The 14,251-nt window shown below is 69.6% G+C and carries 16 protein-coding genes and 1 riboswitch; of the genes, 9 read left to right on the forward strand and 7 right to left on the reverse strand.

The genetic code is table 11. The features are described from left to right. The first annotated feature begins 109 nt into the window (after positions 1 to 109). Both ACTWQR_RS00160 and ACTWQR_RS00165 read left to right on the forward strand, forming a co-directional pair. Entirely contained in the window at positions 110 to 1,465 is a 1,356-nt protein-coding gene (locus ACTWQR_RS00160) for a class II 3-deoxy-7-phosphoheptulonate synthase (RefSeq protein ID WP_443224741.1), read from the forward strand. 170 nt (positions 1,466 to 1,635) lie between these two features. Further along, complete coding sequence (locus ACTWQR_RS00165; RefSeq protein ID WP_443224742.1) at positions 1,636 to 1,875, forward strand: (2Fe-2S)-binding protein; 240 nt, start codon at positions 1,636 to 1,638, stop codon at positions 1,873 to 1,875. Positions 1,876 to 1,892: 17 nt separating this feature from the next. On the opposite strand, the gene bfr is transcribed toward ACTWQR_RS00165, so the two are convergent. Beyond that, positions 1,893 to 2,372 carry a bacterioferritin gene (gene bfr, locus ACTWQR_RS00170; RefSeq protein WP_443224743.1) on the reverse strand — a complete coding sequence of 160 codons (480 nt, stop codon included), beginning with the start codon at positions 2,370 to 2,372 and terminating at the stop codon, positions 1,893 to 1,895. Positions 2,373 to 2,555: 183 nt separating this feature from the next. Between bfr and ACTWQR_RS00175 the strand changes: the two genes are divergently transcribed. After that, a complete protein-coding gene (locus tag ACTWQR_RS00175) occupies positions 2,556 to 3,188 on the forward strand; it encodes a sulfite oxidase-like oxidoreductase (RefSeq protein WP_443224744.1) in 633 nt (210 codons plus the stop codon). 36 nt (positions 3,189 to 3,224) lie between these two features. On the opposite strand, the gene ACTWQR_RS00180 is transcribed toward ACTWQR_RS00175, so the two are convergent. The 6 genes from ACTWQR_RS00180 to thiO all read right to left on the reverse strand — a co-directional run bounded on the left by ACTWQR_RS00180 (position 3,225) and on the right by thiO (position 9,131). Continuing rightward, complete coding sequence (locus tag ACTWQR_RS00180) at positions 3,225 to 3,773, reverse strand: DUF4396 domain-containing protein (protein WP_443224745.1); 549 nt, start codon at positions 3,771 to 3,773, stop codon at positions 3,225 to 3,227. A gap of 150 nt (positions 3,774 to 3,923) precedes the next feature. After that, positions 3,924 to 4,793: a deoxyribonuclease IV gene (locus ACTWQR_RS00185; RefSeq protein WP_443224746.1), complete on the reverse strand. Its 870-nt coding sequence runs from the start codon at positions 4,791 to 4,793 to the stop codon at positions 3,924 to 3,926. An 80-nt stretch (positions 4,794 to 4,873) separates the two neighbouring features. After that, on the reverse strand, positions 4,874 to 6,826 hold the full coding sequence (gene pknB, locus ACTWQR_RS00190) for a Stk1 family PASTA domain-containing Ser/Thr kinase (RefSeq protein WP_443224747.1): 1,953 nt from the start codon (positions 6,824 to 6,826) through the stop codon (positions 4,874 to 4,876). 101 nt (positions 6,827 to 6,927) lie between these two features. Continuing rightward, positions 6,928 to 7,722 (reverse strand): thiazole synthase, encoded by a 795-nt coding sequence (locus ACTWQR_RS00195; protein WP_443224748.1) that lies wholly within the window; start codon positions 7,720 to 7,722, stop codon positions 6,928 to 6,930. Between the two features lie 3 nt (positions 7,723 to 7,725). After that, positions 7,726 to 7,926 (reverse strand): sulfur carrier protein ThiS, encoded by a 201-nt coding sequence (gene thiS / locus ACTWQR_RS00200; protein ID WP_443224997.1) that lies wholly within the window; start codon positions 7,924 to 7,926, stop codon positions 7,726 to 7,728. A 17-nt stretch (positions 7,927 to 7,943) separates the two neighbouring features. Continuing rightward, positions 7,944 to 9,131 carry a glycine oxidase ThiO gene (gene thiO, locus ACTWQR_RS00205; RefSeq protein WP_443224749.1) on the reverse strand — a complete coding sequence of 396 codons (1,188 nt, stop codon included), beginning with the start codon at positions 9,129 to 9,131 and terminating at the stop codon, positions 7,944 to 7,946. Continuing rightward, a riboswitch (TPP riboswitch) is annotated at positions 9,129 to 9,242 on the reverse strand. Its footprint overlaps the gene before it by 3 nt. Before the next feature lie 52 nt (positions 9,243 to 9,294). Between thiO and ACTWQR_RS00210 the strand changes: the two genes are divergently transcribed. The 6 genes from ACTWQR_RS00210 (at position 9,295) to ACTWQR_RS00235 (ending at position 14,233) form a co-directional block, all read left to right on the forward strand. Beyond that, positions 9,295 to 9,639 (forward strand): hypothetical protein, encoded by a 345-nt coding sequence (locus ACTWQR_RS00210; RefSeq protein WP_443224750.1) that lies wholly within the window; start codon positions 9,295 to 9,297, stop codon positions 9,637 to 9,639. 74 nt (positions 9,640 to 9,713) lie between these two features. Further along, positions 9,714 to 10,943: an NAD(P)/FAD-dependent oxidoreductase gene (locus ACTWQR_RS00215; protein WP_443224751.1), complete on the forward strand. Its 1,230-nt coding sequence runs from the start codon at positions 9,714 to 9,716 to the stop codon at positions 10,941 to 10,943. Positions 10,944 to 11,088: 145 nt separating this feature from the next. Then, entirely contained in the window at positions 11,089 to 11,454 is a 366-nt protein-coding gene (locus ACTWQR_RS00220) for an Rv2175c family DNA-binding protein (protein ID WP_369196198.1), read from the forward strand. A gap of 77 nt (positions 11,455 to 11,531) precedes the next feature. Further along, positions 11,532 to 12,200 (forward strand): thiamine phosphate synthase, encoded by a 669-nt coding sequence (thiE, locus tag ACTWQR_RS00225; protein ID WP_443224752.1) that lies wholly within the window; start codon positions 11,532 to 11,534, stop codon positions 12,198 to 12,200. A gap of 113 nt (positions 12,201 to 12,313) precedes the next feature. Then, entirely contained in the window at positions 12,314 to 13,237 is a 924-nt protein-coding gene (metF, locus tag ACTWQR_RS00230) for a methylenetetrahydrofolate reductase [NAD(P)H] (protein ID WP_443224753.1), read from the forward strand. A gap of 57 nt (positions 13,238 to 13,294) precedes the next feature. Then, on the forward strand, positions 13,295 to 14,233 hold the full coding sequence (locus tag ACTWQR_RS00235) for an SCO2102 family sporulation regulator (protein WP_443224754.1): 939 nt from the start codon (positions 13,295 to 13,297) through the stop codon (positions 14,231 to 14,233). Positions 14,234 to 14,251 lie beyond the last annotated feature (18 nt).

A 14,251-nucleotide genomic window follows, 5' to 3' on the forward strand; every position in this document is an offset into this window, starting at 1 on the left:
CCTGTGACTCCGTGGCCTCTCAAGACGCTGCTGCCGAGCCGCGGCCTCAGCCGTCTCATCAGTCGGGCACGGGGAAAGCAACTCGACACGACCCCGTAATGTTTGTGAGGTGACCGTGAACGCTGATTCCGAAGCCGTCGCCATCAACGCGACCTGGCGAGACCTGCCCGCGGCGCAGCAGCCCGAGTACCCCGATGCCGAGGCTCTGCGCGATGTGATCGCGGACCTCGAGTCGTATCCGCCGCTCGTCTTCGCGGGCGAGTGCGACCAGCTGCGCGCGCGGATCGGGGCCGTCGCCAAGGGTGAGGCATTCCTGCTTCAGGGCGGCGACTGTGCGGAGTCGTTCGACGCTGTCGGTGCCGAACAGATCCGGGCCAAGCTCAAGACGCTGCTCCAGATGGGCGCCGTCCTCACGTACGCCGGCTCGGTGCCGGTCGTGAAGGTCGGCCGGATCGCCGGCCAGTACTCCAAGCCGCGCTCCAAGGGAACCGAGACCCGTGACGGCGTGACGCTGCCGACGTACCGGGGCGACTCCGTCAACGGCTTCGACTTCAACGAAAAGGCCCGGATCCCGGACCCCGAGCGGCTGAAGCGGATGTACAACGCCTCCGCCTCCACGCTCAACCTGGTCCGCGCCTTCACCACCGGCGGTTACGCCGACCTGCGCCAGGTGCACGCCTGGAACCAGGACTTCGTACGGACCTCCCCGTCCGGGCAGCGCTACGAGCAGTTGGCGCGCGAGATCGACCAGGCGCTGAACTTCATGCACGCCTGCGGGGCCGACCCGGAGGAGTTCAAGACCGTCGAGTTCTACGCCTCCCACGAGGCGCTGCTCCTCGACTACGAGTCGGCGCTGACCAGGGTCGATTCGCGTACGGGCCACCTGTACGACGTCTCGGGCCACATGGTGTGGATCGGTGAGCGCACCCGTCAGCTGGACGGCGCGCACATCGAGTTCGCCTCGAAGATCCGCAACCCGATCGGCATCAAGCTGGGCCCGACGACGACGGTCGAGGAGGCGCTGCAGTACATCGAGCGCCTCGACCCGGAGCGCGAGCCGGGCCGGCTGACCTTCATCGTCCGCATGGGCGCCGACAAGGTCCGCGACAAGCTGCCCGAGCTGGTCGAGAAGGTCACCGCCTCGGGCGCGACCGTGGCCTGGATCACCGACCCGATGCACGGCAACACCTACGAGGCGGCCTCCGGCCACAAGACCCGCCGCTTCGACGACGTGCTCGACGAGGTCAAGGGCTTCTTCGAGGTCCACAAGGGGCTCGGCACGCACCCGGGCGGCATCCACGTCGAGCTCACCGGTGACGACGTCACCGAGTGCGTGGGCGGCGGCGACGAGATCTTCGTCGACGACCTGCACCAGCGCTACGAGACGGCCTGCGACCCCCGCCTGAACCGCAGCCAGTCCCTCGACCTGGCCTTCCTCGTCGCCGAGATGTACCGGGACCAGTAGCGGGCGGGTAGCCGTTTCGGTTGTTACACCTGCATGAAGTGGGGCGCGGATCACATACGATCCGCGCCCCACGGCACTTTTGCGACTTCCACCTGGCGGGTAAGGTTAGGTTAGCCTCACCGAAAACTCGGGACGGCACGACTTCGGGATCCCGGCGGGAGGTGGACCGCGTGTATGTCTGCAACTGCTTCGGGGTCACCGAGGAGCAGGTGAAGAAGCATGCGGCGGGCGGTGCCTGTACCCCCCGCCAGATAGCGTCGGCCTGCAAGGCGGGCACTGACTGCGGCTCCTGTGTGCGACGCATCCAGGCTCTGCTGGGCAGGGGTGCGTGCTCCCGCGACGAGCTCGTGGACCGCGCGCTCGTGGGCCAGGGTGAGCCGGTCCTCGCCGAGCTGGACGAAGCGGCCTAGCCCTCCGGCTGTGCGGCCTAGCCCTCCGGCTGCTCGATGAGCTGGGCGATGTAGAGCGCCTCGCCGAGCTTCTCCACCAGCGCCAGCTGCGTGTCCAGATAGTCGATGTGGTGCTCCTCGTCCTCGAGGATCGACTCGAAGATGTTCGCGGACGTGATGTCGCCCTTGTTCCGCATCACCTCGATACCGCGCTTGAGGCGGTCGATCGCCTCGACCTCGACCTGGCGGTCCGCCTGGAACATCTCGGTGACCGTCTGCCCGACCCGGACGTGGAAGAGCCGCTGGTAGTTCGGCAGGCCGTCCAGGAAGAGGATCCGGTCGGTGAGCACCTCCGCGTGCTTCATCTCGTCGAACGACTCGTGCCGCGTGTACTTCGCGAGCTTCGCCCAGCCGAAGTTCTCCTGCATCTTCGCGTGCAGGAAGTACTGGTTGATCGCGGTCAGCTCGCCGGTCAGCTGCTCGTTCAGAAATTCAAGGACCTCGGGGTCGCCCTGCATTGCAGAGGCTCCTTCCAAGCGGGGGGACTGGCAGGTTGCGCCGCATGATTCCACCGGCTTTAAAGATCGTCCAGTAAGTGCATGCTTAGTAAGTAAGTGCAGGCTTAGTCCGAGATATTCGAGTTATCCGAATTGGGGTGGACCTGGTCATGTCCACCGTCCCAGGTCTGTCAGGATGGAGTCATGGGTCAGCCGGTGGGTCGTCAATCTGGAGAAGCGGTGCGGCCGGACCTGCCGCCGGGACAGCGACTGCAGCGCGGCTGGCCGGTCACGCACTACGGGCCCGTACCCAAGTTCCGCCCCGAGCGCTGGGAGTTCAGGGTCTTCGGCGCCACCGCCGACAGCGAGAAGCACTGCTGGACGCACGAGGAGTTCACGGCCCTGCCGTACGCCACCGTGGTGTCCGATCTGCACTGCGTCACGAAGTTCAGCATGGTCGGCGCGGAATGGGGCGGCATCCCGGCCCGTACGATCCTGGAGATCGCCCCGCCCGCACCCACCGCGACGCATGTGATGGTCTGGGCGGAGTACGGCTTCAGTTCGAATCTGCGCCTCGACGACTTCGCGTCCGAGCGCTCGATCTTCGCCACCCACAAGGACGGCGAGCTGCTCACCGCGGAGCACGGTTTTCCGCTCCGCCTCGTCGTGCCGCAGCTGTACGCCTGGAAGGGCCCCAAGTGGGTCCGCGGCGTCGAGTACATGACCGCCGACCGGCGTGGCTTCTGGGAGGAGCGCGGCTATCACAACGTCGGCGACCCCTGGCGCGAGCAGCGCTACTCGTACCAGGAAGAGCCCGGAGACGGCCCCGAGCTCTGATCCCGGTACCCGTCGTCCTGGTACCCGCCGTCGTGGTCAGTGGTGGTACTGGTGCACCACCGCATGGCCCTTGCCGCGGCCGATCATCCACTTGTTCACGGGCACGGTGATCACGAAGGCGGCGGCCAGTGCGATGGCCAGGACCCACCAGAACATCGCGTCCGTGAGGTGAGCCTCCATCATGCCCGGCCAGAACGCGATCACGCCGTTGTCGATCAGCTCCATCACGGCGATGGAGAGTGTGTCCGCGGCGAGCGCGACCCGGATCGCGGTTCTGAGATCGACGCCGGCCTTGAGTACGCCGCGCAACGTGAACGAGTAGCCGAAGAGGAACGCCAGGGTGATCGCCAGGATCATCGTCGGCACGTTGCCCCAGCCCAGCGCCGTACCGATCACCATGCCGAGGACCTCGCCGATGGCGCACCCGGTGAGGCAGTGGAGGGTCGCCTGGGCGGCCATGGACCAGCTGACCTTGCCTGTGCCGGGCCCGTGGCCCTCGTGTGCGTGCCCCTCGTGTGCGTTCCCTGCGTGCTCGTGGCCCTCGTGGGTGTGCTGCGCGTGTCCGGCGTGCGTGTCGTGCTCCATGAAAGCCCCCAATGTCCGGTAGCGGTCCCTGCCAGTGACAGGAACCGTATACCCCTGGGGGGTATTCCCTCAAGAGTGGAATCCGGTGTGGGTGGTGCGTGTCTTCTCAGCTGTCCGGGAGCTCTTGCTCAGCTGTCCGGGAGCTCCTCCTCAGCCGTCCCGGAGCTTCTTCAGCCGCTCCACGTCCGTCGCGTGCCCCTCCTTGCCGCCGGGCGTCTCGATGATCAGCGGTACGCCCTCGGTGGCGGGGTGTGTCATCAGCGCACGGAACGGGTCCTCGCCGATGTGCCCGGAGCCGATGTTCTCGTGGCGGTCCTTGTGTGCGCCGACCACGTCCTTGGAGTCGTTGGCGTGGATCAGCTTCAGCCGGCCCTCGCCGACCGTGTCCACCAGCAGATCAAGGGTCTGATGCATTCCGCTCGGCCCGGTGAGGTCGTGGCCCGCCGCGAAGATGTGGCACGTGTCCAGGCAGACGCCCAGCTTCGGGTGGGCGTCGAGCGCCTCGAAGTACGGCCCGAAGTCCCAGGTCCGCGAGCAGAGGGAGGCGCCCTGGCCGGCGGTCGACTCGAGGAGGAGGTACGGGTCGTTCTCGTGGGTCAGCTCGTCGAGCAACGGCAGCAGATACTCCCGTACCTGCTTGAGCGCGACCGAGCGCTCCCGTCCGCCGGTCGCCGAACCCGTGTGCACGACCACGCCCAGCGCCCCGATCTCGCGCCCCCGGCGCAGCGAGTGCCGCAGCGACTCCACCGACTTCTCCGCGGTCGCCTCCGTGTGCGAGCCGAAGTTGATCAGATAGGGCGCGTGGACGTATGCGGGAATCGACCCGGCGGCGCAGGCGGCGCGGAACTCCTCGTCCTGGAGCGGGTTTCCGGGCGGTGTCGCCCAGCCGCGCGGGTTGGCGACGAAGACCTGGACGGTCTCCGCGGCCAGGTCGCGTGCGTACGAGAGGCCTACGGAGGCGAGACCTCCGGCCACGGGGACGTGGCCGCCGACGGGGTTGCGGGACTGCTGTGTGCTCACCCGATCAGGGTGTCACGCGGTCCCGGGCGTCCCGTCGGCGGATGTTCCCCTGGTCCGGCTCCGGTGTCCTCAGGCCGGGCTCAGCGGATCTCGATGGTGATCGTCGACCCCTTGGGCGCAGTGTCGCCGCCGTCCACCGACTGACCCTCGACGGTGTCGCCGAAGATGCCGAGCAGACCGCGGTCCTCGTCGACCTCGAAGCCGGCGTCCTCCAGCTCCTGCTTCGCGTCGTCGACCTTGTCGCCGACGACGTCCGGGACCTCGATCATCTCCGGGCCCTTGGACACCGTCAGCTTGACGGTGTCACCGTCGGCCGCCTCGATGCCGGGGCCCGGCGACTGCTGGGCGACCCGACCGGCCTCGTACTCGGAGTTGATCCGCTCGGAGGCGACCTCGACCTTCAGGCCGGCGTCCTCCAGCTCCTGCTTCGCGTCGGTGAGGTCGTCGCCGAGAAGGTCGGGCACGTCCACCGGGCTGCCCTTGCTGACGGTGAGCGCGATCGCCGAACCGCCGCGGCGCTCGATGCCCGCCCCGGGCTCCGTGTTGATCACGAAGCCCTTGGGGACCTCGTCGCTGAAGGCCCTGGTGACCATGCCGGCCGCCAGACCCTCGCTCTTCAGCCGCTCCTTGGCCTTGCTCAGCGCGAAGCCCTCCAGGTCCGGCACGCGCACGGTCTCCGGACCGCGCGACACGACCAGCGTCACGGAGTCGTTGTCGCGGATCCGCTCGCCCGGCCCCGGGTCGCTGCTGATGACCCTGCCGAGCTTGACGGTGTCGCTGTACTCGCGCTTGACGGGATTCACGTCGAGTCCGGCGCCCGTGAGCTGCTTCTTGGCCTGCGTCTCGGTCTTCGCGAGCACCCCGGGGACCTGGGTGAACTGGCCGGAGTTGATGTACCAGACACCCGCGCCGAGTCCGAGGGCCAGCAGAACCGCGGCGATGATCGCGAGCAGACCGCGGCGGGGGGCCACGGCGCGACCGCGGCCACGGCCGCGCCGTGGGGGCTCGGGCGGCGGGGACGGCAGGAAGCTCGTCCGGTTCAGCGCGAGACCGTCCTCGTCCTCGTTGACCGGCAAGAGCCGCGGCACGGTCAGCGAGCGCGGGATCACGCTCGTACGGTCGGCTGAGATGTCGTGGTGCTCGCGGTCCTCGACGACCGCCTGCGGCGGCACCAGGTCCAGCTGGTCGGTGCTCAGCGAGTTCCGCGCGTCGCGCACCTGCGCGAGCAGCGCCACCGCGTCATAGGGGCGTACCTCCGGGTTGCGCGCGGTGGCCGTCGTGACCAGTTCGTCGAGCGTGTAGGCCAGACCGGGCACGGCCGCCGACGGCGGGGGCACGTCCTCGTGGAGGTGCTTGTAGAGCACTATCGCGGGATTGTCCCCCGAATGCGGCCGGTCGCCGGTCAGCATCTCGAAGAGGAGGATGCCGCACGCGTACACGTCGACCCTGGGATCGGCCGTGCCGTGTTCAATCTGCTCCGGGGCGAGATACGACACCGTGCCGAGCACGGCCCCTGTCGTGCTGGTGACCGTGTCCACGGACCGTACGAGACCGAAGTCCGCCACCTTGACCCGGCCGTCGTCCCCTATCAGGACGTTCTCCGGCTTCATGTCGCGGTGCACGAACCCGGCGCGGTGCGCGGCGCCGAGCGCGGCCAGCACCGGCTCCAGGATGTCGAGCGCGGCCCGCGGTTGCAGCGCCCCACGCTCGCGCAGCACGTCCCGCAGGGTGCACCCGGCCACGTACTCCATCGCGAGATAGACGTAACTACCGTCCGTGCCCTGGTCGAAGACCTGCACCACGTTCGGGTGCGCGAGTCTGGCCACCGACTTGGCCTCGCGGATGAAGCGGTCGACGAACGTGGCGTCGGCCGCCAGGCCGGGGTGCATCACCTTGAGCGCGAGCACCCGGTCCAGGCGGGTGTCCACGGCCCGGTAGACCGTGGCCATCCCGCCGACCGCGATCCGCGCTTCGACGCGGTAGCGACCGTCGAGCACGCGCCCGACTAGCGGGTCCTGAAGGGTCGTATCCACGCAGGTGAGTGTACGAGCCGCCACTGTCAGAGCTGCCCGTGCTGCCGATTCCGGGTCTGTACTGCAGCCGAGCTGTGACACCTGTCACGCCCGGAGTTCGATCAGAAGGCGGGCCGCTCTGGGTCCAACCGTGCCATGCCCTCCGCCGGGGACGACGCCTCGGCGAAGTGGCGGCGCGGGATACGCCCCGCGCGGTACGCGAGCCGGCCCGCCTCGACCGCGTGCCGCATGCCCTCGGCCATGAGCACCGGCTCCTGGGCCCGCGTCACGGCTGAGGCGAGCATCACACCCGCGCACCCGAGCTCCATGGCGAGCGCCGCATCGGACGCCGTACCGGCCCCCGCGTCCAGAATCACCGGCACGCGCGCGTGCTCCACGATCAGCTGGAAGTTGTGCGGGTTGCGGATCCCGAGCCCGGACCCGATGGGCGACCCGAGGGGCATGATCGCGGCGCAGCCCACGTCCTCGAGCTTGCGCGCGAGTACCGGGTCGTCGTTCGTGTACGGGAGGACCGTGAAGCCGTCGTCGACCAGGGTTTCGGCGGCGTCGAGCAGCTCGATCGGATCGGGCAGCAGGGTGCGCTCGTCGGCGATGACTTCCAGCTTGACGACGTCCGTGCCGAGCGCTTCACGCGCGAGACGGGCCGTGAGAACGGCCTCCCCCGCGGTGAAGCAGCCGGCCGTGTTGGGCAGCACGCGGATGCCGAGCTTGTCGAGAACGGAGAGGACCGAGCCGTGCACGGACGTGTTGACGCGGCGCATCGCGACCGTGGTCAGCTCCGTGCCGGACGCAACGAGCGAGCGCTCCAGGACGTCGAGGCTGGGCGCGCCTCCGGTGCCCATGATGAGGCGGGACGTGAAGGACGTGCCGCCGAGGACGAAGGGGTCGTCGGCCATGGGTCAGCCTCCTTGGACGGCGGTGAGGACTTCGACGCGGTCTCCCTCGGAGAGGAGGGTTTTCGACCACTGCGCGCGCGGGACGACGGTTTCGTTCAGTGCGGCGGCGACACCGGAGGGCGCCGCGGTGAGGGCGGTGACGAGTGTGTCGAGGGCGGTGCCCGCGGCGAGTTGCTGCCGCGCTCCGTTGACGAAGACGTTGATGAGGGCTGTGGCCTGGGTCATGCGGACTGCTCCGTGAGTACGGCGGTGCTGAAACGTTTGGGTGTGAACGGGCGGGCTACGTCCGGGAGTTCACCGGTGGTCAGGACGTGCGCCATGGCGTCGCCGGTGACCGGCGTGAGCAGGACACCGTTGCGGTAGTGGCCGGTGGCCAGGAGCAGCCCGGGGAGTTCGGTCGGGCCGAGCAGCGGGGCGTTGTCGGGGGAGGCCGGTCGCAGCCCGGCTCGCGTCTCGGTGAGCGGCAGTTCGGTGATGCCGGGGACCAGTTCGTGCGCGTCCCGCAGGAGCTCGTACACGCCGCCCGCGGTCACCGTCGTGTCCCAGCCCAGCTCCTCGCTGGTCGCTCCGACGACCAGCTCGCCGCTCTCGCGCGGCACCAGGTAGACCTGGCTGCCGCGGACGACGGCGCGCACGGTCCGGCTCAGGAAGGGCGCGTACCGCTTCGGCATGGTCAGCCGCAGTACCTGGCCCTTCACGGGACGCACGGGCGGCAGTACGTCGTCGGGGACGCCCGCGAGGCGCCCGCTGAGGCTGCCCGCGGCGAGGACGAGCCGGCCCGCGGACAGCTCGGTGCCGTCGGCCGTGACGACTCCGGCGGCGCGGTCCCGTACGACGGTCAGCCGCTCCGCCCACGTCCGGTGGAAGGTCACGCCGGCCCGCTCGCAGGCCGTGACGAGGGCACCGGCGAGCCGTCGCGGATCGACCTGGTGGTCGCCGTCGACCCGCAGCCCGCCGCGCACCCCCGGCGCGAGCATCGGTTCCAGGCGCCGGCACTCACGGCCGGTCAGCCACTCCGAGTCCAGGCCCGACTGGCGTTGCAGGGTGTGCAGTTCGCGCAGATGGGCGCGGTCGTCGGCGTCGAGCGCGACGGCGAGCGTGCCGCACCGGCGGTAGCCGAGGTCCTGGCCCGTGGTCTCGGTCAGCTCTGCGGCGAAGTCCGGATAGCGGCGGGCGGAGGCCAGATTGAGGCCGAGCAGGGTCTGCTCGCCGTAGTGGAGCTCCGTGACGGCCGCCAGCATGCCGGCCGCGACCTGCGCGGCGCCGCCGCCGGGTTCGGGGTCCACGAGCGCGGTCGTGAAGCCGCGCTGCGCCGCTCGCCAGGCCGTGACCAGGCCGATGACTCCGCCCCCGATGACGAGGACGTCTGAGGTGCGCGCGGTCTCCGGTGTCTTCGGTGTACGCGACATGGGCGTCCAGCCCCTCCCTTCGCCGGCATGACCCGGATCAGGTTCGTACGGTCGGAGGCCGTCCCAGCCTCCCTCTCAGCCCGGTACGTCCGGGCTCCCGCGAGTGCTCTACGTTGGCCACCCTAGCCCTTCGTCTCACGCCTCAGTAAGGGAGCCTCACGGCATGCGGCGGTCACTCGACGGTCTGGTCCTCGCCCCGGTCGCCGACCAAGCCCCAGGTCAGGTCGGTACGCGTACCCGGTTCGCGTACCACGAGAAGGACGGCGAGATCTGGGCCGAGTACGCGGGCGGTGACGTCGTACGCGGTCACCTCGTGGGCACGCGTGAGGGCGACCGTCTCGACTTCCGGTACGTGCAGCTCAAGCGGGACGGCACCACCTCCTCGGGGCACTGCGTGTCCCAGGTCGTCGAACTGGCCGACGGGCGGGTGCGCCTGGAGGAGACGTGGGAGTGGGAGTCGCAGACGGGCAGCGGAACAAGTGTGGTCGAACAGGTCACTGAGAGCTGAAGCCGCTGAACCTGTGGAACAGGTCACTGATCGTGCCCCCTGACTGGCAATTCGTCAGTGTCTATGGTGATCGGGTGAGCGAGCAGACGCAGGGACGGAGTCCGGCGGCGGGACGGAACGTCGTGATCGTCGGCGCGGGCATGGCCGGGGTGCAGACCGCGGTCGCCCTGCGGGACCAGGGCTTCACAGGCACCGTGACCCTGATCGGTGCGGAGCCCCATCAGCCGTACGACCGGCCGCCGCTGTCCAAGGCCGTGCTGCTCGGCAAGGCCGAGGGCTCAGCCTTCGACGTCGACTTCGAGGCGCTGGCCGTCGAGCTGCGCCTGGGGCTCGAGGTCACCGGCCTACGCCCTTCGCGACATGAGCTCGACACGGCCGCCGGGCCCGTTCCGTACGACGTCCTGGTCCTCGCCACCGGCGCGGAACCGATCCAGCTGCCGGGCGCGCAGGGCATTCCCGGAGTCCATCTGCTGCGCACGCTGGACGACGCCGAGCGGCTGCGCCCCGTACTCGCCCGGCAGCACGACATCGTGGTGGTGGGCGCGGGCTGGATCGGCGCCGAGTTCGCCACTGCGGCGCGCGAGGCGGGGTGCGCGGTGACCGTCGTCGAGGCCGCCGACCGGCCGCTCGTGGGCGCGCTGCCCGCCGAGGTGGCCGCCCCCATGGCCGCCTGGTACGCGGACAGCGGCGCCTCGTTGCGTACCCACGCGCGCGTGGAGCGTGTCGAGCCCGGCGCTGTCGTGCTGGACGACGGTTCGCGGGTGGCGGCGGGCGCCGTCGTCGTCGGCATCGGGGCGCGGCCCGCCACGGCCTGGCTGACCGGATCAGGGATCGAGCTCGGCGCCCATCGCGAGGTCGTCGCGGACGACCATCTGCGCACCTCCGTCCCGGACGTGTACGCGGTCGGCGACTGCGCCTCGTTCCCGTCGGCCCGGTACGGCGAGCGCCTGCTGGTCCACCACTGGGACAACGCCCTCCAGGGCCCCCGCACGGTCGCCGCGAACATCGTCGGCGAGACGCCCGCCGCCTACGATCCCGTGCCGTACTTCTGGTCCGAACAGTTCGGCCGCTTCGTCCAGTACGCGGGCCACCACGCGTCCGCCGACACCACGGTCTGGCGCGGCGACCCGGCCGGGCCCTCCTGGTCGGTGTGCTGGCTCCGCGAGGACCGCCTGGTCGCGGTCCTGACGGTCGGACGGCCCCGGGACCTGGCGCAGGGGCGCAGGCTGATCGAGTCGGGCACCCGGATGAACCCGGAGCTGCTCTCGGATCCGTCCAGGCCCCTGAAGGGGGCTACGGCCTAGCGCCGGGGCCGCGAGAGGGGGCTCCGCGAGAGGGGGCTGTGTCCGGATTCGGCCGGCTGTCGCAGAGGGTCACGTTTGCGCTCAGGTGACCCGCTCGCACCGCCCTGGGTACCGACTGTCAGTCCGAGATGGCAGGCTTGTCCTCGTGACCGAGATTGACGCAAAGATCGATGCTCTCGTCCCCGCCTGGCTCACCCTCCCCGACATCGCCGAACAGTTCGGCGTCGAGGTGACCCGCGTCCGGCAGCTGGTCAAGGAAGGCCAGCTGATCGCCGTACGCCGTGGTGAGAACCGCGCGCTGCACGTTCCCGCCGCCTTCATCGACGGGGACAAGGTCGTCAAGGGCCTGACCGGCACCTTGACGCTCCTGCGGGACGACGGCTTCACCGACGAAGAGATGCTCGAGTGGCTCTTCACCCCCGACCCGAGCCTGCCCGGCACCCCCGCGCAGGCTCTCAGCGAGAATCGCGGCACGGAGGTGAAGCGCCGCGCCCAGGCGCTCGCCGTCTGACCTGATCACGCCGCCCGGCGTACGGGCCGCGCCCTTTACGGCCCGTACGCCACCGATACGACACGGGGAATTCACGCATGCCCGAATCCACCGCACGCGCGCAGCTCGCCGGCGCCCGGGTCTACCTCTGCACGGACGCCCGCAGGCGGCAGGGCGACCTCGCCGACTTCCTGGACGAGGTCCTCGCGAACGGTGTCGACATCGTGCAGCTGCGGGACAAGGGCATGGAGGCGGCCGAGGAACTCGAATACCTCGAACTGTTCGCCGACAAGTGCCGCGTGCACGGCAAGCTGCTCTCGGTGAACGACCGGGCGGATGTGGCGCACGCGACCCGCGCCGCGCACCCGACCGGCGCCGACGTGCTGCACCTCGGCCAGGGTGACCTCCCCGTCCCCGCCGCCCGCGCGATCCTCGGCGACGACATTCTGATCGGCCGCTCCACGCACGCCGGGCCGGAGGTCGCGGCCGCCGCCGTCCAGGAGGGCGTGGACTACTTCTGCACCGGCCCCTGCTGGCCGACCCCCACCAAGCCGGGGCGCCACGCACCAGGCCTCGACCTGGTCAGGTACACGGCCGCGCTCGGGACGGACCGCCCCTGGTTCGCCATCGGCGGCATCGACCTCGGCAACCTCGACGAGGTGCTCGAAGCGGGTGCCCGCCGCGTCGTCGTCGTTCGGGCGATCACCGAGGCCGACGACCCGGGTGCGGCGGCGGCGGAGTTCGTGAAGCGGTTGCGCGAGGCATGATCTTGAGGTTGGCTCAAACCGTGGTTGTCCGAGGGATGGACAACAAGTAGACAAATCCGGCTAATTCTCCGCATCTGGTTGGGGGACCGTCGCCCCCTGGCTAACCTGCGGGTATGGCCCTCGGATCTGCTTCCACCAGGACTGACCGCGCACGCACCGTGCGTGACATGCTCGCGACCGGCAAGACGACGTACTCGTTCGAGTTCTACGCGCCGAAGACCCCCAAGGGGGAGCGGAGCCTGTGGAACGCGCTCCGCCGGGTCGAGGCCGTCGCTCCCGACTTCGTGTCGGTGACGTACGGCGCGGGCGGCTCCACGCGCGCGAGCACGGTCAAGGAGACGGAGCAGATCGTCGCGGACACGACGCTCACCCCGGTCGCCCACCTCACCGCGGTCAACCACTCCATCGCGGAGCTGCGCAACATCATCGGCCAGTACGCGGACGCCGGGATCCGGAACATGCTCGCCGTGCGCGGCGACCCGCCCGGTGACCCCATGGGCGACTGGATCCCGCACCCCAGGGGCCTGACCTACGCCTCCGAACTCGTCCGGCTCATCAAGGAGTCCGGCGATTTCTGTGTGGGCGTCGCGGCCTTCCCGGAGATGCACCCGAGGTCCGAGAGCTGGGACATGGACGTGGCGCACTTCGTCGACAAGTGCCGGGCCGGCGCCGACTACGCGATCACGCAGATGTTCTTCCACCCCGAGTCGTACCTGCGCCTGCGTGACCGCGTCGAGGCCGCCGGCTGCGCGACCCCTGTCATCCCCGAGGTCATGCCGGTCACCAGTGTGAAGATGCTGGAACGACTACCGCAGCTCAGCAACGCCGCGTTCCCGGACGCTCTGAAAGAGCGGATCCTCACAGCCAAAGACGATCCGGCGGCTGTACGCTCCATTGGCATTGAGTTCGCCACAGAGTTCTGTGCGAGGCTGCTGGCCGAGGGAGTTCCCGGACTGCACTTCATCACGTTGAACAATTCCACCGCGACGCTGGAAATCTACGAGAATCTGGGACTGCACCACTCACAGCAGGCCTAGACCTGCCGCCTCGTCGTACGACACACTGCGTAGCGGTCACCTGGGAGAGGGGCGTACATGGGCTGGACGGTCCTCTACATCGCGTTTGGCATTGTCGCGTTGTGGCTGCTCGGCGAGGTACTGCTGCAGTACAAGGCGCGGTTGCGCTGGCGGCTGCTGGCCTTCGCCGGCTTCCTCGGAGTGGTCCTCGGTGTGCTGATCCCGTCGGTGGTGGTCATCGGCCTGGGCGCGGCAGCCTTCGCGGTCGGGCAGACGTACGTCACGTTGTCGTTCCGCAGCGGCTTCGCGTCCGGCTGGGCCGTCACCGGCCGCCCGGGCGCCAGCAAGCGCCGCCGTGGCGAGCCGGAGCACCAGGACCCGACGCTGCAGGTCTCCGACCTGCAGGCGACGGACAGCGGAACGTATCCTCGGCAGAACGTCGGCCAGGACGACGTATACGGGCGTGACGACTCGGTCTTCGGGCAGCACGCCGAGACCGCCGCCGAGGCCACCTCGGTCTACGAGCCGCAGCCGCTGCCGGACGACACCGGCCAGTACGGCGTCTACAACGACGCCGCGTACGCCGCCGCCACCGACCCGGCCTACGCGGCCGCCGCCCAGACCCAGGATCCGCTTGGTCAGAACTACGCGTACGACGGCTACTCCGGCTACGACCAGCAGCAGTACGGCTATGACACGGGGCAGCAGCAGTACGCCGCCTACTCCGACCCGTACATCGGCACGCAGACCTATGACGCCGCCTCATACGGTCAGTCCTACGACACCTCGCAGCAGCAGTACACGCAGCAGGGCTACACCCAGGACCCGTACGCCACCGGCAGCGGCACCTACGGGAGCGGCGAGACCCCGCCGGGCGGCGTCTGGATGCCGCAGCAGCGCACCACCGACGACCCGTACGGCGGCGAACTCCCGCCCGAGCAGCCGTATCCGTACGACGGCAACGGACAGGACAACGGGCACGGCGGCGGGTACGACGAGCAGCAGTACCGGTACTGAGCCCGCCGAGTAACCGAT

This window comes from Streptomyces sp. 2A115, assembly GCF_052245575.1.
Classification (GTDB): domain Bacteria; phylum Actinomycetota; class Actinomycetes; order Streptomycetales; family Streptomycetaceae; genus Streptomyces.